Raw genomic sequence first — 22360 nt, forward strand, 5'->3', positions numbered from 1 at the left:
GCGCTCTCGGTCGTCTTAGACCGCGTGTCGGTTAATGGGCCGCCGCTTAGTCTTGCGCGGCTGCCACCTTGCCTTCCGTATCGATTGCGGCCGTCTTATTCTCGGCGATCCAGGCATCGTACTCGTCTTGCGAGACGACGCGAACGGCAATCGGCATGAAGGCGTGATTGCGGCCGCACAACTCCGAGCACTGGCCGTAGTACCAGCCTTCCTTCTCGGCGCGGAACCATGTCTGCTGAAGGCGCCCCGGCACGGCGTCGAGCTTGACGCCAAAGGACGGTACGGCCCAGTCGTGAATCACATCGTTGGATTTCAGGCCGACGACAACGTTGGCGCCGACGGGCACGACCACTTCACGGTCCACGCTGAGGAGACGGGGCTGGCCGGGCTTTAGATTGGCCTCGGGCACCATGATCGAATCGAAGCGGATGCCCTCATCCGGGTACTCGTAGCTCCAGTACCACTGGCTGCCGGTCGCGGTGATGGTCACGTCGGGCTTCGGAAAGTCGTACTGGGCGAACAGCAGCCGGAACGACGGAATGGCGATGGCGACGAGAATGAGAATCGGGATCACCGTCCAGGCGACCTCAAGCGGGGTGTTGTGCGAGGTCCGGGACGGATCGGGATTGCGGCGCTCGTTGAAGCGCACCATCACGTAGATCATCAGCGCCAGAACGAAGAGCGCGATGATGGTGATGATGATGGTGACGTAGGTGTGGAAGTCGTTGATCTGCTCCATGACGGGCGTCGCCGCGCCTTGGAAGCCCAACTGCCATGGGGATGGCTGCCCCATGCCGGCGAAGGCAGAACCGCTTGCGGTGAGGCCGACAAGCGCAGCAAGAACCGTCAATCCACGATGGAAGATCGCCATCCCTTCACTCCTAAGCCTGCTCCCGGCCGTCCCTCCAGACGTGAGGGGCGGCGCGATTATAATTGGGTATGGGCAACCTCGCCCACACCGCTTCTCGCAAGGGCGGCGCAAATACTATAGGCGCAGAATTTAGGCGTCGCCCCCGCTGGTCCATTCTTTCTTCCAGCCCGCATCAGCGTTGTAGCCGGAGGTTCTTTTGTGTTTTTAAAATCATAAAGGATATAGATTGGCAACACTCATGATTCAGTTTGCCCGTGCGGCAAATGCACGCTTGACGTTGAGTTTCAAGCCCTTACCACGGCGCTTCCAGACCGTGGCAGATTTCCGTCAGAAGATACCGCCGAAATTTGGCCCCATTACTCGGCGATGGCCGTTTTCCATGCCGCACATCGCCGCTTCACAAGGACCCGGGCCGCGATCTAGTACTGCGGACTCGTATCCGCACTTGCAAACGCGAAAGTTGCCGGTCCTTCTGATGCCCATGGCCCTCACGCCCAGATTCGATTCACTAGGCCCAAAGCGCCGCACGCTCGCGATGCTCGGCCTGATGCTGGCGTTTCTGCTCGGGCTCGGCAGCCAAGTGAGTGCGCAAGGCGCGGCGCCGGACGCCTCCCCCGGCGCCACCGGACCAGGCAGCGTCGTGCGGGAGACCCACGGGGCGTGGCAGGTGAGCTGCCGCACGCCGCCGGGCGCCAAGGAAGAAAAGTGCGCGCTGGTGCAAAGCGTGACCGCCGAAGACCGGCCTAATGTGGGGCTGACGGTCGTTTTCTATGAGGCAATTGGCGAGAAGAAGAAGCTGTTGCGGGTTGTCGTGCCGCTCGGCGTGCTGCTGCCTACCGGGCTCGGCCTCAAGATCGACGATCAGGACGTGGGCAACGCCCCTTTCCTCAAATGCGGCAAGCGCGGCTGCGTGGCCGAGGTGGTGCTTCAGGACGAGGTGATCGCCAAGCTGAAGAAGGGCACGAATGCGATGTTCATCATTTTCGATACGCCCGAAGCCGGCATCGGCATTCCTGTCTCGCTCCAGGGCTTTACCGACGCCTTCGCCAGCCTGAAATAGCGGCCTTTCTCCCGACCTCAGACACAAAAAAATCGGCGGCAGAAAAGGAGAGATCTGCCGCCGATTCATCCGTCTTGGGGGACGGACAACGCCCTTCCGTGCAGGGTCGGAAAGGACGTGACTTGGTAAGTATATGGCTTGCCGGACCAGGCTTTCAAGTTTGCCGCTCCGGTACCGTAAACTGAAGCGACGACCGGGCCGGCCCAAAACGACATACAAGGATAAGTGACGCACTCCGGTTGATTGCCGAGAACGGCATCGCCACGTCAAGCGGCGACCCGGGGCTCCGATCTTTGGACCCTCTTGCCAGCACACAGATGGAGACCCGCAGTATGCAAGCCAAGCTTTTCACGCCCCTCAGCCTCGGTGACCTGACCCTGCCCAACAGGGTCGTCATGGCGCCGCTGACGCGCAACCGTGCGAAGCCCGACGGCGACGTTCCGCATGCGCTGAACGCCACCTATTACGAGCAGCGCGCGTCGGCCGGCCTGATCATCACCGAGGCCACGCAGATCACGCCGGAAGGCAAGGGCTATATCCAGACGCCGGGCATCTACAGCACCGAGCAGGTCGCGGGCTGGCGCAAGGTCACCGATGCGGTTCACGCCAAGGGTGGACGTATCTTCCTCCAGCTCTGGCATGTGGGGCGCATCTCCCACGTGTCGCTTCAGCCGGACGGGAAGCAGCCGGTCGCGCCCTCACCGGTCGCAGCCGAGGCTCAGACCTTCATCGCAACGGGCTTTGCCGAAGTCTCCGAACCGCGTGCGCTCGAGCTTGAGGAAATTCCGGGGTTAATCGAGGACTACCGCAAGGCGGCCGAGAATGCGCGCACGGCCGGCTTCGACGGTGTCGAAGTTCACGCGGCCAACGGCTATCTGATCGACCAGTTCCTTCGCGACGGCACCAATAAGCGGACCGACGCCTATGGCGGCAGCGCGGAGAACCGTACGCGCCTTCTCGCCGAAGTTTTGGAGACCGTCACGAAGGTCTACCCAGCGAAGCGGGTTGGCGTGCGCTTCAGCCCGTTCTCCAAGTTCAATGACATGTCGGATAGCGACCCGATGGAGACGTTCACAGCGGCCATCGCCCGCGCCAACGACGCCGGACTGGGCTATGTCCATCTCGTCGAGGGCGAGATGGGGCAGTCGCGCGACCTGCCTCCGGGCGCGGACATCGCGAAGCTGCGGGCGGGCTTCTCGGGCGCCTATATGGCGAATAACGGCTATGACCGCGAACGGGCGATCGAAGCCGTCGACTCCGGCGAGGTGGATCTGGTGGCGTTCGGGAGATTGTTCCTCGCCAACCCGGACCTCGTGGAGCGGCTGGAGAAGGACACGCCGCTCAACGAGCCAGACCAAGACACGTTCTATGGCGGCGACGCGCACGGCTACACCGACTATCCCCGCCTGGAGGAAGTCGCCGCTTGAGGCCCCAATTTGGACTTCCTGTGGGGTACACTCTGAGGCTGCGATCGGAGGGATGAGCGATGGGAGCGAGGCGCACCGGCGCCATAATCGCCTGCCTGGTGCTTGCTGCGGGCCTGGCGCCCTCCCCAAGCGCCGGCGAGGCGGTGCCGGCTCCCGGCCGGATCGTCGCGACCTATGACGCCGGTCTCGCCGGTATCAATCTCGGCGAATTCACGGTGACGGCGGCATTTTCGGCGAGCGCCTACAAGATGGCGGCCGACGGGCGCTTCTCATTGCTCGCCGGCCTGCTCTACAAGGCGACCGGCAAGACCACGAGCAACGGCAGGTTCACGGAAGAAAGCCCGCAACCGGCGCGCTACACCCTGTCATACGAAGACAGCAAGAAGAGCCAGCAGCTCCGCATGAGCTTCGCCCGCGGGTCCGTGAGCGACGTCAAGATCGTTCCGAGCAAGAAGCCGAACCCGCGCGACCTTCCCGTCACCGCGGAACAGTTGAAGGGTGTCCTCGATCCGCTGACCGCAGCCTTCCTCTCGGTGCGCTCCGACGCCCCGCCCGGCGACCTGAAGGTCTGCGGGCAGACGATCAAGGTGTTCGACGGCAGGCAGCGTTTCGATATCGCGCTCACGCCGAAGCGGACCGAGACGCTTGGCCGAAGTGCCCCGAAGGGACTTTCCGAGCGCGTCGCCGTGTGCCGGGTGCGCTACGAGCCGATCGGCGGCTACCGGCCCGATCATCCCGGCGTACAGTTCATGAAGAAAACGGACGCGGTCGAAGCCTGGCTTGTGTCCGTCCCGGGAACGGAATTCTACGTCCCCTACAAGGTCCTGGTGCCGACCGCCTGGGGCACCGGCACGGTGACGCTCACGGGCATGAAAGTGGCTGTTGGCGCGTCCCAACGCGCCGCGGCACCTTGAGAGCGTTTAAGCCGCTCAATAGGGCGTGCCTTCGGCGTCTCGTTGAGCCTTGAGGGCCTTCGCGTACCACATGAACTCATCGATGAACCGGGCGGCCGCCTTGCACGGGCTCGTGTCCGCGGGCTGCGAGCTTGTCGATAATGTAGCGCGCCGCCTTGATGCCCTGGCGGTCGCGGCGCACGGAGCCGAGAATAACTGGGAAGAGAAGACCCATACCGTCTCCGATCTAGGCGCTACAGCGCTTCGGCCTCGAACAGTCGATCGATATCGCCCCCCCACGGCCCCTCATAGGCGGCGAGCAGGCGGTCGGACTGCGTGCGTCCGGTCTCGACCACCTCCATCAAGGCTTTGAGCGCCCCCGTCTCGTCTTCGCCGTCCGCGTTGAGGCGGGCGCGGCGCAGCAAGCCGCCTTCGGCCAGCGCCAGCATCTCGCGGGCGATCTCGCGCAAGGTGCGTCCGCGGAACGGCGTCTTGAGTCCGAGCCGCGGAACCTGGTCGCGCATGGTCTGTCGCTCCTCGACCGTCCAGCCGGCGATGAGGCCGGCGGCGGCATCGAGCGAGGTCTTGTCGTAAAGGAGCCCGGCCCAGAGCGCCGGCAGGGCCATCAGGAAATCGAAGGGGCCGGCGTCGGCGCCGCGCATCTCCAGGAACTTCTTGAGACGCACCTCGGGGAAGAGCGTGGTGAGGTGATCCGCCCAATCCTCCATGGTGGGCTTCATGCCCGGCAACGCTTCGAGCGAGCCTGTGAGAAAGTCGCGGAAGGAGGCGCCGGCCACGTCGATATAGCGGCCGTCGCGGTAGACGAAATACATGGGCACATCGAGCGCGTAATCCACATAGCGCTCGAACCCCATGCCGTCCTCGAAGGCGAAGGGCAGCATGCCGGTGCGGTCCGGATCGGTGTCGCGCCACACTTCGGCGCGGTAGGACTGGAAGCCGTTAGGCTTGCCTTCGGTGAAAGGCGAGTTGGCGAACAGCGCCGTGACCACGGGCTGAAGCGCAAGCCCCACCCTAAGCTTCTTGATCATGTCCGCTTCGCTGCCGAAATCCATGTTCACCTGCACGGTCGCGGTACGGAACATCATGTCGAGGCCGCGCGTGCCTCGTGTCGGCATGTAGCGCTTCATGATGCGGTAGCGCTCCTTCGGCATGAGCGGCAGTTCCTGAAGCGTCCATTTCGGCGAGAAGCCGAGCCCGATGAAGCCGATACCGAGTTGCCGCGCCACGCCGCCCACTTGGGACAGATGCTGGCGGAGTTCTTTCTCAGTCTCATGGATGGTCTTGAGCGGCGCGCCGGAGAGCTCGAGCTGCCCCCCCGGCTCGAGGCTGATGGACCCGCCGATGGGGCAATCGGTGCAGGACAGGGCGATGATGTTGCCGTCCTCGCGCACCGCGTCCCAGCAATAGCAATTGTGGTGCATCTCGAGCAGCGCCTGGATGCCGTGCTCGCCCCCATAAGGCACGGGCGAGTTGTCCTTGACGTTGAAGCCGAACTTCTCGTGCTCGGTGCCGATGCGCCATTCGCTTTCCGGCTTCGACCCGGCCTCCAGATAGGCAACGAGCTCATCCCGCGACTCGATGACGGGGCTCTTCGGCCCATTCACACGTGTCGACATTCGAGGGGAACTCCGCTTGGAGGACGTGGCTTGAGGGGGCTGGCGTCCCGGGGATACAGGGGAACTCTATATTGCGCCGGGCGTAAGGCGCGGCAAGGGGCAGTTCCGCACAATCACGAAAGCCTGACCCCGCCCCGTCCTCAGACCATCATGCGGTGGTAGAGGTCGAACATGATCCACAGACTGCCGCCGACCATGATGAAAATGAGCACGCAGGCGAAGGCGAGCGCGATCAGGTTCTCGCGCGGCATGGACCGGAAGTCGATATGCAGGAAGAAGCGCAAATGCACCAGGATCTGGATCACCGCGAAGACGGCGATGACGATCAGCGCGGTCTGACGCTCCATGGCTCCAAAGGCGACGATGCCGAAGGGGATCGCCGTCAAGATCAGGGCGAACACGATGCCAATCAGATACGGCTTGAGGGTCCGTTCGACCGGAATTCCAGAAGTGACATCCATCACAATAATCCCGGCAGATAGACGACGGAGAAGATCACGACCCAGATGATGTCGAGGAAGTGCCAAAATAGGCCGAGCCGCATCAGCCTGGAGGCAACCGGCGCGGTGAGGCCCTTGAACACAACCTGACCGATCATCACCAAGATCCAGAGAAGCCCCACGCTCACATGCAGCCCATGGGTGCCGACCAGCGTGAAGAAGGCCGACAGGAAGCCGCTGCGGTCGGGGCCAGCCCCTTCGGCGATCATGCCGGCGAACTCGCCGAACTCGAGGAAAATAAAGCCTGCGCCCAGTGCGAACGTGATGGCGAGCCACAACAGCACCTTGGAGCGGTCGCCCTGTGACAGGGCCACGGCGGCAACGCCGAACGTGGTGCTGCTGAACAGCAGCAAGGCCGTCTCCGCGGCCGCGCGCTCCAGGCTGAACAGCTCTTTGCCGGTAGGACCGCCGGCCGCGTTGCCGACCATCACAAGGTAGGTGGCGAACAGGCAGGCGAAGATGATCGCGTCGCTCATCAGATAGAGCCAGAAGCCGAACTCTTTCTCCTCGTATTTCTCCGCGTCTTGCGGCGTGACGGTCATGGTGTCGGCGGCGGCGGTCATGTGGAGGGCTCCGGCATGGGCTGACCGGCAAAGCCCGGATCGTCCGCCATTTCGTTCTTCGGCGCCTTGGCCAGCTGGGTGAAGCGCGCGTCTTCGATCTTCTTCACCTCGCTCGCGGGCATCACATAGTCGGTGTCGTCATCGGAGGCGCGGATGACGATGGCGACGAAGATCACGGCGAGAGAGAAAATGGCGAGCCACCAGATGTACCAGACCATGGCGAAGCCGAAGACGAAGCCGGCGCCGCCGATCACCGCGCCGATGAAGGTGTTCTTCGGAATAGCGATGTCCTCGTATTCCTCGGGCCGCTGATAGGCCACGCCGCGTGCCTTCATGTCCCACCACGCATCGATGCTCTGCACCTGCGGCACCACGGCGAAATTGTACGGCGCCGCCGGCGAGGACGTCGCCCATTCGAGCGAGCGGCCGTTCCAAGGATCGCCGGTGAGATCAAGCGCGGATTTGCGGTCGCGGATGCTGACGACGAGCTGCACGCCCAGGCAGACGATGCCCAGGAAGATGATGAAGGCGCCGATGGCCGCGACGATGAGATGCGGCTGCCAGGCGGCGATCTCGTAGTGCTCCATGCGGCGCGGCATGCCGAGGAGCCCGAGCACATAGAGCGGCATGAAGGCGAGATAGAAGCCGACGATCCAGCACCAGAACGATGCCGCCCCCCACCATTCGTTCAGCTTGAAGCCGAACGCCTTGGGGAACCAGAACATGTAGCCGGCGAGATAGCCGAACAGCACGCCGGGAATGATCATGTTGTGGAAGTGGGCGATCAGGAAGGTCGTGTTGTGCATCAGATAGTCGATCGGAGGCAGCGCCAGCAGCACGCCGGACAGGCCGCCGATGACAAAAGTCACGAGGAAGCCGAGCGTGTAGAGCATCGGCGGTTTGAAGATGATGCGGCCGCGATACATGGTGAGCAGCCAGTCGAACACCTTCACGCCGGTGGGCACGGCGATGATCGTGGTCATGGTGCCGAAGAACGAGTTGACCCGCGCGCTCGAGCCCATGGTGAAGAAGTGGTGCAGCCACACGGTGAAGGACAGGATGCCGATGGCCATAGTGGCGAGCACCAGCGAGATATAGCCGAACAGCCGCTTTTGGCTGAACACCGCGACGACTTCGGAGAACACACCGAAGGCGGGCAGAATGAGGATGTAGACCTCCGGATGACCCCACAACCAGAACAGGTTGATGTAGTTCATCATGTTGCCGCCGGCCTCGTTGGTGAAGAAGTGGAAGCCGAGCGTGCGGTCGAGCATCAGCGCGCCGCAGGCGACGGTGAGCGCGGGAAACGCGAAGATCATCAATATGCTGGTGACGAACACGGTCCAGGTGAACAGCGGCAGCCGGAACATGGTCATGCCGGGCGCGCGGCGTTTGACAATCGTGACCAGGAAATTGACGCCGCTCATGGTCGAGCCGATGCCGGAGATCAGCACCGCCCAGAGCCAGTAATCGACACCGACGCCGGGCGTGAACTGCGAGCCCGAATAAGGCGGATAGCCGGTCCAGCCGGCTGTCGAGAACTTGCCGATCACGAGCGAGATCAGCACGAGCCCCGCGCCCGCGGTGGTCAGCCACAGGCTGATCGAATTCATGAAGGGGAAGGCGACGTCGCGCGAGCCGATCTGCTGCGGCATGATCAGATTGATCAACCCGGACAGGAACGGCCTGGCCATGACGAAGATCATGATCGTGCCGTGCGACGAGAATATCTGATCGAAATGGTCCGGTGGCAGATAGCCTTCGTTGTTGTAGGCGATGGCCTGCTGAGAGCGCATCATGGCGGCGTCGATGAAGCCGCGCATCAGCATGACGAGCGCGACCATCACATACATGATGCCGATCTTCTTGTGGTCGATGCTCGAGACCCAGTCGAACAGCACCAGGCGCCAAGCGCCGAAATACGTGATGACGCCCGCGACCGACAGCGCGCCGAGCACGGTCACGCCCGCGCCCGAGGCGGCGATGGCGCTGTAGAACGGCAGCGAGTCGAGGGTCAGTCGTCCGAAAAGTTCCACGGGTCCTATTCCGCTGGTTCGGCCGCGTTATCCGCGTGCGCGGCGTGCGGCTCTCGATCCACGTCACCGTGGCTGTATTTGGCGGTGATCTTGTCGAACAGGCCGGGCTCGACGCCCGAGTAGTAGGTCACCGGCACTTTCTCACTCGGCTTGGCGAGCTTCTCGTAGGTGGCGGCGTCCAGAGGTTGCGAGGATTGCTTCGCCTTTTCCATCCAGGCGTCGAAGTCTTCCTTCGAGGTGGCCAGAGTCTGGAACTGCTGATTGGCGAAGCCCGTGCCGCTATATTGGACGTTACGGCCCCAGAACGTGCCCGGCTTGTCGGCCAGAAGATTGAGCCGCGTCTGCATGCCGGCCATGGCATAGATCTGGCCGCCGAGCGCGGGGATGATGAGCGAGTTCATCACCGTGTCGGAGGTAATGGTGATGCTGATCGGCGTATCGACTGGAATGGCCAGCTCGTTGACCACGGCGACGTCGTGCTCCGGATAGACGAACAGCCACTTCCAGTCTTGCGCGATCGCCTGAACCTCGAGCGGCTTCACGCTCGGGTCGATCTCGTTATAGGGATCGTATTTGTAGGTGTTGTGCCACAGATGCAGGCCAAGCCAGACGATAATGACGGCAGGCACGCCCCAGACGAGAACCTCCGCCGGCCAGTAATAGGCGAGGTTGGGCGTATAGCGGGCGCTCTTGTTGGTGCCGCGATAGCGCCACATGAACAGCGCGGCCATCACGAAGACCGGGACGATCACGATCATCATGATGCCGATGGCTTTGAACAGGAGATCCCGCTCCGCGAGCGTGATGGGGCCTTTCGGATCGAGCACCGGACCGTCGATGACGCTGCAGCCGGCACACAGCAAGGCCGCGCCGAGGGCCAGCGCCAATGATCGATAAGCAAGAGCCGGTCTCACGATCACGCCTTGCGGTTCGATTTGCAGTCGGACATCCAAAAGCCGAATCAAAACCTAGTCGTTTCCGGGCGATTCGGCGACCTCAAAGGCCCGAAAGCAGGCCTATTGTGAAAAATGCGTCAAACTTGTCTCAGGCATTTGTCAGTGCCAGTCCCCGAGCACGGCATTGACCAATGCAAGACAGGCAACGGCTGCCGTATCGGCGCGCATGATGCGCGGGCCGAGCGATACCGGAACAACGAAACGCTGACGCAACAGCAGCGCGCGCTCCTCCGGCTCGAAGCCGCCTTCGGGTCCGATCAGCACGGCAAGCGGACGCGGGGTCTGAGCCGCCAGGGTTTCGAGCGGCGAGGCCGTCGGCGCGGCCTCGTCGGCGAAGATGAGAAGCCGATTCTCATCCCAGCCTTCGATCAGGGCTTCGAGCTTCGCGGGCGCCCGCACCTCGGGCACGCACAACATCCCGCATTGCTCCGCCGCCTCGATCGCGTTTGATTCGAGACGTTCGATCTTGACCCGCTCGGCGACCGTGCGGCGGGTGATGACAGGCTGAAGCAGGCTCGCGCCCATCTCGGTGGCTTTCTGTGCCATGTAGTCGAGGCGCGCGCGCTTGATCGGCGCGAACAGATAATGCAGGTCGGGACCGTCTTCTTGCGCGCGCGTCTGGTGTTCCGCGGCGAGCGTCACCTTCCTCTTGCCGACGGCGACGGCGCGCGCGCACCATTCGCCGTCCACGCCGTTGAAAACGAGGACTTGCTCCTGCGGCTTCAGACGGAGCACGTTGGCCAGATAATGCGCCTGGTCGGGCGCGAGCACGATCTCGGCGCCGGTGCGCAACGGAGACCTGACGAAGAGTCGCGGAAGTTTAGAGGGCATGGGCGACACAAGGCGAAGCGAGCAGAGGCGAGCGACACGAGACATGCCACGTCCGGTATCCCAAGGCAAAGCAGGCAATGTCGCCGATGCGAGCACGGCTAACTGGGTGGACCGCTATGCGCCCGCCTGGCTCCTGCCATTCTTGCGGCTGGCGCGCGCGGACCGGCCTATCGGCTTCTTCCTGCTTGCACTGCCCTGCTTCTGGTCGGTGGCGCTGGCAGGGCTCAGCATCGAGGCCCCCTACCCGGACCCGTGGCTGCTGTTCCTGTTTGCCGTGGGCGCTATCGCCATGCGTGCCGCCGGCTGCACCTATAACGACATCGTCGATCGCGAGATTGACGCCCAAGTGGCGCGCACCCAATCGCGGCCTCTGCCGAGCGGACAGGTGAGCGTGACGGCGGCGGTTCTGTTCATGCTGGCGCTTTGTCTCGTCGGGCTCGCAGTGCTGCTGAGCCTCAACAGCTTCTCTATTCTGCTCGGGCTCTGCGTGATCCCCATCGTGGCGCTCTATCCTTTCATGAAGCGCATCAGCCATTGGCCTCAGGCAGTGTTGGGGCTCGCCTTCAATTGGGGCGCGCTGATGGGCTGGGCGGCAGTGCTCGGCCGGCTCGACGCGGCCCCGGTTCTGCTCTACGCGGGGGCAATCGCCTGGACCATCGGCTACGACACGATTTACGCGCATCAGGACCGCGAGGACGACGCGCTGATCGGCATGAAATCGACCGCGCTCAAGTTCGGCCGCGCCACCAAGAGGTGGCTCAGCGCTTTCTATGCTTTTGCATGGAGCGCGATGCTGGTGGCGGGGGTGCTCGCCGGTGCTGGCCCCGTCTTTTTGATCGGCATGGGAATCGCCGGTGCGCAGCTCGGCTGGCAGGTGGCAACGCTCGATATCGACGACGCCGACAACTGCCTCAAACGCTTCCGCTCCAATCGCGATTTCGGATTGCTTATTTTTGTCGCAGTCGTGGCCGATATGGCGCTTGCATCTGGCGGCTAGAAGGCCGATTTGACGGTCCTGGAGAAGTGGTCCGAGACATGCAAGAGAGCCGGAGGCCAAAGACCCAGTGACCAAGGGTCCGGAAAGCAAGAGGGCCTCGGAGCATTCGCTCTCGAGGCCCGGTGACGCCTTGCTGTTAGCTTCCTTATTGGCTGCCTTGAGGCGGCCTTGATTGAGACGATGGTGCCACGGAAGCTTTCCCGGACGCTTAATGGACGTAATTAACGACCAGTAGCTTCCACCATGGTTTAAAGAGTGTTCCTTCCGACTTATGACCGCAATTACACCGACAAAGAAGCCTGAGATCCTGCCTTCGCTGGAAGAAGATTACGAACTTCTGAAGCGCGCGGTGCGCGATGCAGGCGCGCTGGCCAACAGCTATTTCAAACAGGACGTCCAAGTCTTCAAGAAACCGGACGGCTCGGAGGTGAGCGACGCTGACCTCGCCGTAGACGCGGCCATGAAGCTCGATCTCACGACGCGCCGCAAGGATTACGGCTGGCTGTCGGAGGAGAGCCCGGACGATCGCTCGCGGCTCAAATATTCGCGGGTGTGGATGATCGATCCCATCGACGGCACCAACGCCTATCTGCGTCACATTCCCGAATGGACCGTGTCGGCGGCGCTGGTCGAGGACGGCGTGCCGGTGTTGGGCGTCGTCTACAATCCGGCTAAGGACGAGTTTTTCCACGCCATGCGCGGGCACGGCGCCTTCCTCAACGATGAGCCGATCCACGCCACCGACAAGGCGATCCTCGAGGGCGCAAAGATGATCGCCAGCGGTGGGCTGTTCCGGAAGAAGATCTGGCAGGAGCCCTGGCCCGAAGTGACGGCGGAGTGGGTGAATTCCGTGGCCTACCGGCTGGCGCTGGTCGCCTGCGGCCGGGGCGACGCCACAATCTCGCTGACAGCCAAGGCCGAGTGGGACCTGGCCGCCGCGGCCGTGATCATGGACGAGGCCGGCGGCGTCACCACCGATCATCGCGGTAACGCGCACACTTACAATCGCGAGAGCCCCAAATTTCCGAGCCTGGTCGCGAGCGGCAAGCCGCTGCATCCCCTTCTCATCGAGCGCACAAGCCGCATAGACCTTTAGGGCGCAATTCGGCAAGGTGCCCGGCGTTCAGGGGAGAGAGGGGGCGGGCGCATGGCGTCAAAGGACAAATCGAAGAAAACGGGCGGCAAGCAATTGCTGCATCTCGTGTTCGGGGGCGAACTGATGGATCTCGACAAGATCGAGTTCAGCGACCTCAAGAAGCTCGATATCGTCGGCATCTACCCCAATTATGCCCAGGCGTACGACGCCTGGAAGGATGCCGCTCAGCGTACCGTGGACGATGCCCATATGCGCTATTTCATCGTCCATCTGCACCGGCTTCTCGATCCCGAGCACGGCGCGGAAGGCAGCGCCGGCTAGGCGCGCGCGGGCCCAAGCATTTCGCCTTAAAGGGGACGGGAAGCCCGTGCTAGAAGGGGACCGATAAGGGAGGGCCGCGCCGCCGGCCCCGGCTGAATCGGGGAAGTCTTTGAAAGACAATGTGTTCATAGATGCGCGCGTGATCTCCCGGGGCGCCGACGAGCTTTCGACCCACCGTTACACGACGAAGGAGATCATCCAACGCATCTGGCGGGAGCATCTGCGCCCCCATGTGTATCTGCTGGTTTGCGCCACGATTGCCATGCTGGTCACCGCGGCCACAACGGGCGCCATTCCCTTTCTGATTCAGCGCACCGCCGACGACGTGTTCGTCGCCAAGAACGCGGACATGGTCTACTGGATCACCGGGGCCATCGTCATCGTGACGGTGCTCAAGGCGATCTCCGAATATGTGGCCAATGTCACCGTGGCTTATTTGGGCCATCGCTTCATCGCCGATCTCAGACTGCAGATGTTCGACAAGCTGGCCAAGGCCGATCTCGGCTGGATCCAAACGGTGCATTCGGGCCGCATTCTCTCGGGCTTCCTCAACGACGCCAATCTGATCCGCGCCACGGCCAGCCGCACCATCGTCACGCTGGGCGAGAACCTCTTGAAGGTCATCATCCTCGTGGGCTCGATGATCTACATGGATCCGCGCTTCTCGGTGCTGGTCCTCATCTTCATGCCGTTCGCTTGGTTCATGCTGTCGCGGCAGCGGCGCAAGATGCGAAAATCCACAACCAAATCGCTGCAGGAGACGGGAGACCTCTCCGCACTGGTGACGCAGACTTTGCGCGGCATGCGCGTGGTGCGGGCCTACCGGCAAGAAGGGCAGGAACGGGAGCGCGCGGCACAAGCCACTAATCGCGCGCTCGAATTCACCATGCGCGGCACGCGGGCGCGGGCCGCATCGAGCCCGGCCATGGAGCTTCTGGTCGGCCTCGGATTCGCGATCGCCATCTATTTCGCCGGCACCCAAGGTGTGCGAGGCGACCTCACGCTCGGCCACTTCATGGGGTTCATGACGGCGGCGCTGCTCATCTACAGCCCGCTGAAGAGCGTCGCCACGTTGCAGACCCAACTGCAGGAAGGCGTGGCGGCGGCAAGCCGCGTGTTCGGCATCGTCGACCGCGAGACCAATCTGGTGGAGGCGCAGGACGCCAAGCCGCTCGCGCTCACAAAGGGCGAAATCGAATTCCGCGACGTGACCTTCGCCTACAATCCGGACACCGTGGTGCTGAAAGGCGTGAGCCTGACGGTGCCGCCGGGCAAGACCGTGGCGCTGGTGGGCCCATCTGGCTCCGGCAAGAGCACGTTGATCAATCTGGCGTTGCGCTTCTTCGATCCGGAACAGGGCCAGGTTCTGATCGACAATCAGGACATCAAGCAAATCACTATCGGTTCCTTGCGCGACGCCCTTGGGCTCGTGACCCAAGACCCGGTGCTGTTCGACGATACGATCCGCGCCAATATCGCCTATGGCGCCAAGCCCCTCGTCGAGGAGGAGGTCGTCGCGGCAGCCAAGGCGGCGGCGGCACACGACTTCATCATGAGTCTGCCGAAAGGCTACGAAACGCGTGTCGGCGAGGCCGGCGGCCTGCTCTCCGGCGGCGAGCGCCAACGCATCGCCATCGCCCGCGCCATTTACAAGAATGCGCCGATTCTCCTGCTCGACGAGCCGACCAGCTCGCTCGATTCCGAGGCCGAGGCCAAGGTCCAGACGGCACTCGAAAAGCTGATGCAAGGACGCTCGGTGCTGATGATCGCCCATCGCCTGTCGACGGTGAAAAAGGCCGATCTCATCTGCGTGCTCGCCCAGGGCCGCATCGTCGAGATCGGCCGCCACGACGAGCTTGTCGCCAAGGGCGGGCTCTACACCAGACTGCATCGCTCGCAATTCGGCATCGCCGGAGGGTATGCGGCGGAGGCTGCCGACGAGGGCGCCGCCTTGGCCGTGCCCGGCGAATAGCGGCGGCCACGGGAATGTTGAAACGGCTGCTAGGATCGGAGCCCGCCGTCGCTTTTATCAGCGCGCTCGCCTCCGGTTACATCCGCCTCGTTTTCGCCACGAGCACCATCAAGCGCGAGCCGGCCGACACCGACGCAGCACTGTTCGAGCAGCACCCGCAGACCGTCGCCATGTGGCACGGGCAGTTTCTGCTGTCGCCGAAAATGCCTCCCAAGCGGGGGGCGGATGTCAGAGCCATGGTTTCGCGTCATGGCGATGCGGCAATTCTGGGCGCCGTGCTCGAACGCTTTGGCACAACGCTGATCAGAGGCGCAGGCGCAGGCAAACGACGCCGCGATCGTGGCGGGGCAACCGCAATGCGGGAGACGTTGCGCGCGCTTGAAGCCGGCGCGTCCGTGGTTATGACGGCAGACGTGCCGCCGGGCCCGGCGCGGCGCGCGGGCGAAGGCATCGCCACCATCTCGGCGCGGTCGGGGCGACCGGTGGTCCCTCTCGCGATCGCCACGAGATGGTTCTTCAAGCTGCCGACCTGGAGCGCCTTCACCATCAACTTGCCGTTCTCGACAATGGCCATCGTTGTCGGCAGTCCGGTGCAAGTGCCTGCGACCGACGACGCCGGTACGATCGAGGCGGGACGGGCGGCCATCGAGCGCGCACTTTCCGAGACGACGGCGCGTGCCTATGCGCTTGTGGGCGCGGCCGATCCTTTGAGCAAGGCGGAGACCTCGAAGCCGGGGCTTTCACTCAAAGCCTATCATCTGGCGACGTGGCTCGCGGCGCCAGTGGCGCCGCTCCTGCTGGCTTGGCGCGCGCGACGCGGCAAAGAGGAGCCCGACCGGCACCCGGAACGCTACGGGCTCGCGGATAGAGCGCGACCGTCCGGCTTTCTCGCCTGGTTCCACGCGGCGAGCGTCGGCGAGGTCAACGCGGCGCTGCCCGTGATCGATGCCATGGCCAAGACGCGGCCCGACATCCGCATCCTGCTCACCACGGCGACGGTGACCTCGGCGCAACTTGCCCGCGTGCGCCTGCCCAAGACAGCCATGCATCAATATGTGCCGCTCGACCGGCGAGGCTATGTGCAGCGCTTTCTCGACCATTGGCGCCCCGACCTCGCCCTGCTCGTGGAGTCGGAGATCTGGCCCAACCTGGTGCTTGAAACGAAAGCACGGAAGATCCCGCTTCTCATCATCAACGGCCGCATGTCGGCCTCCTCGTTCAAGGCCTGGCGGCGCCGCCCGGGCATGAGCCGGCCCATCTTCTCCGCCTTCGACCTCGTGCTTGCCCAGAACGATGCGCTGGCCGAGCGTTTTGCCCAGCTTGGCGCGCGCGACGCGCGCGACGCCGGCAACCTCAAAGCCGACGCACCGCCGCCGCCCGTGGACGAAGCCGGCAAATCGGAGCTGGCCAAAGCCCTTTCGGGGCGCCCGGTTTGGCTCGCGGCGAGCACCCATCCCGGCGAGGACGAGGTGATCGGCACGGCCCACAGCCTGATGAAGAAGGCCCTGCCCGACCTCGTGACCATCATCGTGCCGCGGCATCCGGAGCGCGGCGCGCCGATCGGCGAGACGCTGCGCGCCAAAGGCTTGAGCGTGACGCTGCGCTCCGGCGGTGGACTGCCTGACGCTACGACGGATGTTTATGTGGCCGACACGATCGGCGAGCTCGGCCTGCTCTATGCGCTGGCGCCTGTCGCCTTCATCGGCGGCTCGCTCGTGACCCATGGCGGGCAGAACCCGGTGGAGGCGATCAAGCTCGGCGCCGCGGTGCTCACCGGTCCCAACTTTCAGAACTTCCGCGACTCTTACGGCGAACTGCTCAAGGCGGGCGGCGCCAAGGACGTCTCCGACGCCGATAGCCTCGCGGTCGCCGTACTTGGCCTCCTGCAAGACGAGACGGCGCGGAAGCAGATGCAAACGCGCGCGGAAGAAACCGTGGCGGCCATGGGCGGCGCGCTGCCGCGCACGCTCCAAGCCATCGAGCCTTATCTTCCGGCGAAGGCGACGTTACAGCATGCCTCTTGAGACGCCTTCTTGGTGGTACCGGAAGACGGGGGCCATCGCCTCCATGCTGTCTCCGCTCGCCACACTTTACGGGCGGGCCGCCGCCTCGCGCCTGGGCGCTAAGCCCACGTACCGTTCGTCGCTGCCGGTGATCTGCATCGGCAATTTCACGGCGGGCGGCGGCGGCAAGACACCCACGGCGCTCGCGGTGGCTTCGCTTTTGAGGGGAATGGGCAAGCACCCTGCCTTCCTCACGCGCGGTTATGGCGGCAGCGCCAAAGGCGTGGTGCGCGTCGACGGGCAGGACGCGACCGAGGTAGGAGATGAGGCGCTGCTGTTGGCGGCGGCGGCACCAACCTTCGTGTCGGCGGACCGGGTCGCGGGCGCAAAGGCCATCGAAGAGACCGGCGCCGACATCATCGTCATGGATGACGGATTTCAGAATCCGTCGCTGGCCAAGGACCTCTCCCTGATCGTGGTGGATGCCGCGTCCGGTCTCGGCAACGGACATGTGATGCCCGCAGGCCCGCTAAGGGCGCCGCTCGACGTTCAATTGACCTTCGCCGATGCGCTGCTGGTCATCGGCAAAGGCAAGAAGGCCGATAGCCTCGTGGCGGCGTTCAACGCCGCGGGCAAGCCGCTGCTCCGCGCCAAGATCGCGCCCAATTGCGATTCGCGCTGGCTCTCGGTGCTGCCGGCGATCGGCTTTGCCGGCATCGCGCGACCCAGCAAGTTCTTCGCCACGCTGAAAGCAAATGGCGCACGGCTCCTGGCAAGCCACGCCTTCGGCGATCATCATCGCTTCACCGAGAAAGAGGCGAAGCGTCTCTTGCAGGAAGCGGACGACAAGTCGGCGATGCTAGTGACGACGGAGAAGGATTGGGCGCGGCTCACCGACGGCGAGGAAGACAGCGCGGTCACGGAGCTGAAGCACCGCTCACGGCCGTTCCCGATCGTCGTGACATTCGAGGACGAAGAGAGCGCGAAGGCGCTGCTCGAAGGCGCGGCGAGCCGTTAGCCGGCCTCGGGCATAGGATGCATCTCCCGGTAGCGCTCGAGGGACGTCGCCGCGTCGACATAGGCCTCTTGCAGCTCGACGCTCCAATAGCGCAGCTCATCGAGCGGGATGGTCTTGCCGGTGACGGCGCAGCGCACGAAGTCGCCGGGCGTCATCACCTGGACCTCGCCGTCGAGATATTTGAGCTTGGCCTCGCCCTTGAAGCCAAGATTGCGTTCGAAGCGGTTCATCAAATCGGTGGCACTCTCTCGTTCGTCGCTAGCTTAGCGTCATGGCCGTGGCGTGGCCAGCGCACTAAAGAAGACTCCCCTGCTTTTCGTCCGGCTTGCGGCGCGGATCCTTGGCGGGTGTCTCCTTGACCGGCTTCTCCAGCCTCTCCCTCTCCTTCGCACCGCGCGGATCGGCATGGGCACCGATATGGCCATCGGCAAACTCGATCTCCAGCGCCGCGCCCGGTTGGACGGCCGACGCGCTGCGCACCATGGCGCCCGCTTCATTGCGGATCAGCGCGAAGCCGCGCGCCAGCACGTTGTGATAGCCGAGCGTGGAGAGCAGCTTCGCTTGGTTGTCGAGACGGCGCCGGGCGCGATCGAGACCCGCGTGAAGCGCGCGCGCCTTGGCGCGGTCAAGGCGGATGAGCTTCTCGCGGCCCTCGCAAGCGGCCCGGGTGAGAATATGCGGACGTAAGCGTGAGCCGGCGCGTTCCAGGCCCGAGCGATGCGCCGCCGCGTTTGCCAGCAAGGCGCGGGGTAGCTTGTGGCTCGCCGCATCGAGACGCTGGCGCGGCAGGCCCAAGAGATTGTCGCGTCGCGGCAGCCCACGGGCCGACGCCAGAAAGCGGCTGCGCCAGTTTTCCAGGGCGCGGCGCAGGGTGCCGGCGCCACGCACGCCGAAGGTGCTCACGGCGATCAAGAGTTCCGAACGCACCGGCACGGCGCGCTCGGCCGCCGCCGTCGGCGTCGGCGCGCGATGATCGGCGACAAGATCGATCAGCGTCCAGTCGGTCTCGTGCCCCACCGCGGAGATCAGCGGGATCGCGCTCGCGGAGGCCGCGCGCACCACAAGCTCTTCGTTGAAGCCCCACAAGTCTTCGAGACTGCCGCCGCCCCGCGCCACGATGATCAGATCGGGGCGGCTGAGAATGGAAGACGCCGCGTTGAAGCCCGAGATGGCGGCGGCGACCTCGGCCGCGCAGGTCTCGCCTTGCACGCGCACCGGCCAGAGCAGAACATGGGAGGGGAAGCGGTCCTCCAAGCGATGAAGAATGTCGCGGATGACCGCGCCCGTGGGCGAGGTCACCACGCCGATGATGCGCGGCAGGAAGGGCAGCGGCTTTTTTCGCGCCTCGTCGAACAGGCCTTCTTCCGCCAGCTTCTTCTTGCGCTGTTCCAAGAGCGCCATGAGGGCGCCGACGCCGGCCGGCTCGATGGAATCGATAACGATCTGGTACTTGGAGCGGTCGGGATAGGTGGTGATCTTGCCCTTGGCGACGACCTCGAGCCCTTCCTCGGGCTTGAACTTGAGGCGGGCGAACGTGCTGCGCCAGACCACTGCCTCGATGCAGGCCTTCTCGTCCTTCAGCGTGAAGTAGCAATGGCCGGAGGCATGCGGGCCGCGATATCCGGAGACCTCGCCGCGCAGCCGCACCAGTCCATACGCGTCCTCCACCGTCTGCTTCAGCGCGAAAGCGAGCTCGGAGACGGTGTACTCGACGAGATTTGTCTGCGTGGCCTGTGGACTACGGCTTGCCATTCTCATGTCATCTGTTTTCGTGGAGGCGCGTTCTCGTGCTAAGAGCGCGCCTGGTCGTCAAAAGGGCATACAGGCCCTAGAAGCGGCGAACAAGCTCGGCGAGGACGCAGGGAACAGGCGCGGTGAATGTGCTTCTGATCGGTGGTGGCGGACGCGAGCATGCGCTCGCCTGGAAGCTCGCCCAAAGCCCCCTGCTCGATACGCTCTATTGTGCGCCCGGCAATGCGGGTATCGCCGAAGTGGCCGAGTGTGTGAGCCTTGAGGTGGACGACCACACGGCCGTCGCGGCCTTCTGCAAGGATAAGGCTATCGGCCTCGTGGCTGTGGGGCCCGAGGCACCGCTCGTCGCGGGTCTCGCCGACGATCTCGAAGCGCAAGGCATCAAAGTCTTCGGGCCTTCGAAGGCGGCGGCCGCGCTCGAAGGCTCCAAGGGTTTCACCAAGGATCTCTGCGCGGAATCCAACATTCCGACCGCGGCCTACGGGCGCTTCACCGAAGCCCCGCCCGCCAAGGCCCACGTGGAAGGCCAAGGGCTCCCCATCGTCATCAAGGCGGACGGGCTCGCGGCCGGCAAGGGCGTGATCATCGCCAACACCCATTTCGAGGCCCATAGCGCGATCGACGCTTGCTTCTCGGGCGCCTTCGGGGAGGCCGGCGCCGAGGTCGTGATCGAGGAGCATCTCACCGGCGAAGAGGCGAGCTTCTTCGCCCTGGTGGACGGGGAGACCGTCCTGCCGCTTGCGACAGCGCAAGATCACAAACGGGCCTATGACCGGGACACCGGCCCTAACACCGGCGGCATGGGGGCCTATTCGCCGGCCCCGGTCATGACGGACGCACTATGCGCCCGCGTGATGGACGAGATCATCCTGCCCACGGTCGCCGCCATGAAGGCGCGCGGCATGCCCTTCAAAGGCGTGCTCTACGCGGGGCTGATGATCAAGGACGGGGCGCCGAAGCTCATCGAATACAATGCGCGCTTCGGCGATCCGGAGGCTCAGGCCTTGATGCTGCGGCTCAAGTCGGACTTGCTGCCGGCGCTGCTGGCCGTCGCGGAAGGGCGGCTCGGCGGCCTCAGCCTCGATTGGCACGACGACGCGGTGCTTTGCGTGGTGATGGCGGCGAAGGGCTATCCCGGCAGCTACAAGAAGGGCACCGAGATCAAAGGGCTCGACGCGGCGGGCGCCGACCCGGAGGTAGAGATCTTCCATGCGGGCACAACGCGCGAAGGGAATCGCATCCTCGCCACAGGCGGCCGCGTGCTCGGGGTCACGGCGCGAGGGCCGGACATCGGCCAAGCAAAAGACCGCGCCTACGCGGCGGTAGACAAGATCGCCTGGCCTGGCGGCTTCTGCCGGCGCGACATCGGCTGGCGGGCGGTTGGGCGCAAGGACTGACCGGCGCCGAGTCACTGCGTATTAGTGAGAAATTCACCCCGGAACCCTAGAAATGATGACGAACACGGTTTTGCCGTGGTTTTGTCTCCATTAGGCGTTGCCTTTTCACGATGGCGTCACTATTTGCAAGTCATCTGACGCACGCATAGAGAAATCGAGATTCGCATGACTTACGACCTCCCCGTTTCCAAAAGGACCGTGTCCGGTGTGGTAGGGGTTGCTGCGATTCTTTTCTATCTCTGGCTGCTCATCTGGGCCGGCCCCGCAAAGGCCATGACGGGCGTCATCGCCGCCCCGCCGAACCCGGACGGCCAAGTCCAGCAGGCCAAGATCTATCAGCGCGGCCGGACCCCCGTTTACCCCTATGTGGCCAAGGGCCCCGGCCCACGCGGCTGGAGCTCTTATTTCGGTTTCGTGCCCTACACCAAGGGCGAGATCGAGAACCAGGCCATCCAGCGGAATTTCTACCCAATGGACAGCTGGCCGCACGATCCGAACGCACCGGTCCCCCAGCCCTACGGCTTGGGCGAGTAGCTCTTTCCACATCCGTTTCTTTTGGTTGACCACGCCTGTAGGTGTCGGGCATTCCCGTTCGCCTGTTATCTTAGGTGTACGTGGCATCCATTGCTGTTGTCTAAAATTCTCGTAGAAATACTTCGCCTGTATTTCATGCGCGTCAATTTTTAAGTCACTGATTATTCACCGCTATACTCAACCTGCTGTTAGGCCGCCCAGGGAATACTTTGCCTCTACCCTTGGGAGGCTCACATGAAATCGTCTTTAATTGCCCTATGCCTGATCTTCGTCTCGACCGGCTTCGCGCTCGCCACGGAACCGAGCGCCGGCCAGCGCTGGGAAAACTCGCTGCTGACTCACAAACGCAACGGCACGCTGGCAGGGCCCCGCTCCGGCCAAAAATGCCTGTGGTCGGCGCAGCTCAATGGCTGCCTCTATTACACGCCCGGCAAGTGGGACCTGTACTTGCGCGATTTCTAGGCTGACGGCGCGCCTGGCTCGGAGGCGCGCCGCC

At 63.9% G+C, this 22360-nt stretch carries 22 protein-coding genes; 12 read left to right on the plus strand and 10 right to left on the minus strand.

Translation table 11 applies throughout. The features are described 5' to 3' along the window. Positions 1-46: 46 nt before the first annotated feature. Positions 47-871, minus strand: coding sequence for a cytochrome c oxidase subunit II (gene coxB, locus ACSLE4_RS01305; RefSeq protein ID WP_435902684.1), 825 nt, complete (start codon positions 869-871; stop codon positions 47-49). A gap of 475 nt (positions 872-1346) precedes the next feature. On the opposite strand from coxB, the gene ACSLE4_RS01310 reads away from it, so the two are divergent. From ACSLE4_RS01310 to ACSLE4_RS01320, 3 genes are all read left to right on the plus strand, one after another. Continuing rightward, positions 1347-1931, plus strand: coding sequence for an invasion associated locus B family protein (locus ACSLE4_RS01310; protein WP_435902685.1), 585 nt, complete (start codon positions 1347-1349; stop codon positions 1929-1931). A gap of 332 nt (positions 1932-2263) precedes the next feature. Continuing rightward, on the plus strand, positions 2264-3358 hold the full coding sequence (locus ACSLE4_RS01315; RefSeq protein WP_435902686.1) for an alkene reductase: 1095 nt from the start codon (positions 2264-2266) through the stop codon (positions 3356-3358). 59 nt (positions 3359-3417) lie between these two features. Next, a complete protein-coding gene (locus ACSLE4_RS01320; RefSeq protein ID WP_435902687.1) occupies positions 3418-4272 on the plus strand; it encodes a DUF3108 domain-containing protein in 855 nt (284 codons plus the stop codon). Between the two features lie 76 nt (positions 4273-4348). On the opposite strand, the gene ACSLE4_RS01325 is transcribed toward ACSLE4_RS01320, so the two are convergent. The 7 genes from ACSLE4_RS01325 to ACSLE4_RS01355 all read right to left on the minus strand — a co-directional run bounded on the left by ACSLE4_RS01325 (position 4349) and on the right by ACSLE4_RS01355 (position 10819). Beyond that, positions 4349-4486 carry a hypothetical protein gene (locus tag ACSLE4_RS01325; RefSeq protein WP_435902688.1) on the minus strand — a complete coding sequence of 46 codons (138 nt, stop codon included), beginning with the start codon at positions 4484-4486 and terminating at the stop codon, positions 4349-4351. Positions 4487-4505: 19 nt separating this feature from the next. Then, complete coding sequence (locus tag ACSLE4_RS01330; RefSeq protein WP_435902689.1) at positions 4506-5888, minus strand: glutamate--cysteine ligase; 1383 nt, start codon at positions 5886-5888, stop codon at positions 4506-4508. Positions 5889-6028: 140 nt separating this feature from the next. Next, positions 6029-6349: a cytochrome o ubiquinol oxidase subunit IV gene (gene cyoD / locus ACSLE4_RS01335; protein WP_435902690.1), complete on the minus strand. Its 321-nt coding sequence runs from the start codon at positions 6347-6349 to the stop codon at positions 6029-6031. Then, on the minus strand, positions 6349-6951 hold the full coding sequence (gene cyoC, locus ACSLE4_RS01340; RefSeq protein ID WP_435902691.1) for a cytochrome o ubiquinol oxidase subunit III: 603 nt from the start codon (positions 6949-6951) through the stop codon (positions 6349-6351). Before cyoC ends, cyoD begins: the two co-directional genes overlap by 1 nt. Beyond that, positions 6948-8987 carry a cbb3-type cytochrome c oxidase subunit I gene (locus ACSLE4_RS01345; protein ID WP_435902692.1) on the minus strand — a complete coding sequence of 680 codons (2040 nt, stop codon included), beginning with the start codon at positions 8985-8987 and terminating at the stop codon, positions 6948-6950. The genes cyoC and ACSLE4_RS01345 overlap by 4 nt, the downstream gene beginning before the upstream one ends. A gap of 5 nt (positions 8988-8992) precedes the next feature. Then, positions 8993-9901: a ubiquinol oxidase subunit II gene (cyoA, locus tag ACSLE4_RS01350; protein ID WP_435902693.1), complete on the minus strand. Its 909-nt coding sequence runs from the start codon at positions 9899-9901 to the stop codon at positions 8993-8995. Positions 9902-10042: 141 nt separating this feature from the next. Continuing rightward, positions 10043-10819 (minus strand): 16S rRNA (uracil(1498)-N(3))-methyltransferase, encoded by a 777-nt coding sequence (locus ACSLE4_RS01355; protein ID WP_435902694.1) that lies wholly within the window; start codon positions 10817-10819, stop codon positions 10043-10045. Here ACSLE4_RS01355 and ubiA point away from each other — a divergent pair. The 6 genes from ubiA (at position 10818) to lpxK (ending at position 18181) form a co-directional block, all read left to right on the plus strand. Continuing rightward, positions 10818-11771, plus strand: a complete 954-nt coding sequence (gene ubiA / locus ACSLE4_RS01360; protein WP_435902695.1) for a 4-hydroxybenzoate octaprenyltransferase — start codon at positions 10818-10820, stop codon at positions 11769-11771. The genes ACSLE4_RS01355 and ubiA overlap by 2 nt on opposite strands. A 271-nt stretch (positions 11772-12042) precedes the next feature. After that, positions 12043-12867, plus strand: a complete 825-nt coding sequence (locus ACSLE4_RS01365) for an inositol monophosphatase family protein (RefSeq protein WP_435902696.1) — start codon at positions 12043-12045, stop codon at positions 12865-12867. Between the two features lie 51 nt (positions 12868-12918). Continuing rightward, positions 12919-13188 carry a DUF4170 domain-containing protein gene (locus ACSLE4_RS01370; RefSeq protein WP_435902697.1) on the plus strand — a complete coding sequence of 90 codons (270 nt, stop codon included), beginning with the start codon at positions 12919-12921 and terminating at the stop codon, positions 13186-13188. Positions 13189-13309: 121 nt separating this feature from the next. After that, positions 13310-15160 carry an ABC transporter ATP-binding protein gene (locus ACSLE4_RS01375; protein WP_435902698.1) on the plus strand — a complete coding sequence of 617 codons (1851 nt, stop codon included), beginning with the start codon at positions 13310-13312 and terminating at the stop codon, positions 15158-15160. A gap of 14 nt (positions 15161-15174) precedes the next feature. Then, positions 15175-17184, plus strand: a complete 2010-nt coding sequence (locus ACSLE4_RS01380) for a glycosyltransferase N-terminal domain-containing protein (protein WP_435902699.1) — start codon at positions 15175-15177, stop codon at positions 17182-17184. After that, entirely contained in the window at positions 17174-18181 is a 1008-nt protein-coding gene (gene lpxK / locus ACSLE4_RS01385) for a tetraacyldisaccharide 4'-kinase (RefSeq protein WP_435902700.1), read from the plus strand. Before ACSLE4_RS01380 ends, lpxK begins: the two co-directional genes overlap by 11 nt. On the opposite strand, the gene ACSLE4_RS01390 is transcribed toward lpxK, so the two are convergent. Together ACSLE4_RS01390 and xseA are read right to left on the minus strand one after the other, a co-directional pair. After that, positions 18178-18411, minus strand: coding sequence for a DUF2093 domain-containing protein (locus tag ACSLE4_RS01390; RefSeq protein ID WP_435902701.1), 234 nt, complete (start codon positions 18409-18411; stop codon positions 18178-18180). The genes lpxK and ACSLE4_RS01390 overlap by 4 nt on opposite strands. Positions 18412-18475: 64 nt before the next feature. Beyond that, positions 18476-19933: an exodeoxyribonuclease VII large subunit gene (gene xseA, locus ACSLE4_RS01395; RefSeq protein WP_435902702.1), complete on the minus strand. Its 1458-nt coding sequence runs from the start codon at positions 19931-19933 to the stop codon at positions 18476-18478. A gap of 122 nt (positions 19934-20055) precedes the next feature. Here xseA and purD point away from each other — a divergent pair, with 122 nt between their 5' ends. The 3 genes from purD (at position 20056) to ACSLE4_RS01410 (ending at position 22326) form a co-directional block, all read left to right on the plus strand. After that, positions 20056-21330 carry a phosphoribosylamine--glycine ligase gene (gene purD, locus ACSLE4_RS01400; RefSeq protein ID WP_435902703.1) on the plus strand — a complete coding sequence of 425 codons (1275 nt, stop codon included), beginning with the start codon at positions 20056-20058 and terminating at the stop codon, positions 21328-21330. Between the two features lie 165 nt (positions 21331-21495). Next, the gene (locus tag ACSLE4_RS01405; RefSeq protein ID WP_435902704.1) at positions 21496-21864 is read left to right on the plus strand and encodes a hypothetical protein; all 369 of its coding nucleotides are present in this window, start codon (positions 21496-21498) and stop codon (positions 21862-21864) included. A 234-nt stretch (positions 21865-22098) separates the two neighbouring features. Next, a complete protein-coding gene (locus ACSLE4_RS01410; protein ID WP_435902705.1) occupies positions 22099-22326 on the plus strand; it encodes a hypothetical protein in 228 nt (75 codons plus the stop codon). The last annotated feature ends 34 nt before the right edge of the window (positions 22327-22360 follow it).

Origin of the sequence: Methyloceanibacter sp. (genome assembly GCF_051306395.1) — a bacterium.
Taxonomy (GTDB): domain Bacteria; phylum Pseudomonadota; class Alphaproteobacteria; order Rhizobiales; family Methyloligellaceae; genus Methyloceanibacter.

Coding starts and splice junctions, on each gene's coding strand:
- coxB (WP_435902684.1), bottom strand. CDS start 871: ATGGCGATCTTCCATCGTGGATTGACGGTTCTTGCTGCGCTTGTCGGC.
- ACSLE4_RS01310 (WP_435902685.1), top strand. CDS start 1,347: ATGCCCATGGCCCTCACGCCCAGATTCGATTCACTAGGCCCAAAGCGC.
- ACSLE4_RS01315 (WP_435902686.1), top strand. CDS start 2,264: ATGCAAGCCAAGCTTTTCACGCCCCTCAGCCTCGGTGACCTGACCCTG.
- ACSLE4_RS01320 (WP_435902687.1), top strand. CDS start 3,418: ATGGGAGCGAGGCGCACCGGCGCCATAATCGCCTGCCTGGTGCTTGCT.
- ACSLE4_RS01325 (WP_435902688.1), bottom strand. CDS start 4,486: ATGGGTCTTCTCTTCCCAGTTATTCTCGGCTCCGTGCGCCGCGACCGC.
- ACSLE4_RS01330 (WP_435902689.1), bottom strand. CDS start 5,888: ATGTCGACACGTGTGAATGGGCCGAAGAGCCCCGTCATCGAGTCGCGG.
- cyoD (WP_435902690.1), bottom strand. CDS start 6,349: ATGGATGTCACTTCTGGAATTCCGGTCGAACGGACCCTCAAGCCGTAT.
- cyoC (WP_435902691.1), bottom strand. CDS start 6,951: ATGACCGCCGCCGCCGACACCATGACCGTCACGCCGCAAGACGCGGAG.
- ubiA (WP_435902695.1), top strand. CDS start 10,818: ATGCCACGTCCGGTATCCCAAGGCAAAGCAGGCAATGTCGCCGATGCG.
- ACSLE4_RS01355 (WP_435902694.1), bottom strand. CDS start 10,819: ATGTCTCGTGTCGCTCGCCTCTGCTCGCTTCGCCTTGTGTCGCCCATG.
- ACSLE4_RS01365 (WP_435902696.1), top strand. CDS start 12,043: ATGACCGCAATTACACCGACAAAGAAGCCTGAGATCCTGCCTTCGCTG.
- ACSLE4_RS01370 (WP_435902697.1), top strand. CDS start 12,919: ATGGCGTCAAAGGACAAATCGAAGAAAACGGGCGGCAAGCAATTGCTG.
- ACSLE4_RS01380 (WP_435902699.1), top strand. CDS start 15,175: ATGTTGAAACGGCTGCTAGGATCGGAGCCCGCCGTCGCTTTTATCAGC.
- lpxK (WP_435902700.1), top strand. CDS start 17,174: ATGCCTCTTGAGACGCCTTCTTGGTGGTACCGGAAGACGGGGGCCATC.
- ACSLE4_RS01390 (WP_435902701.1), bottom strand. CDS start 18,411: ATGAACCGCTTCGAACGCAATCTTGGCTTCAAGGGCGAGGCCAAGCTC.
- xseA (WP_435902702.1), bottom strand. CDS start 19,933: ATGGCAAGCCGTAGTCCACAGGCCACGCAGACAAATCTCGTCGAGTAC.
- ACSLE4_RS01405 (WP_435902704.1), top strand. CDS start 21,496: ATGACTTACGACCTCCCCGTTTCCAAAAGGACCGTGTCCGGTGTGGTA.
- ACSLE4_RS01410 (WP_435902705.1), top strand. CDS start 22,099: ATGAAATCGTCTTTAATTGCCCTATGCCTGATCTTCGTCTCGACCGGC.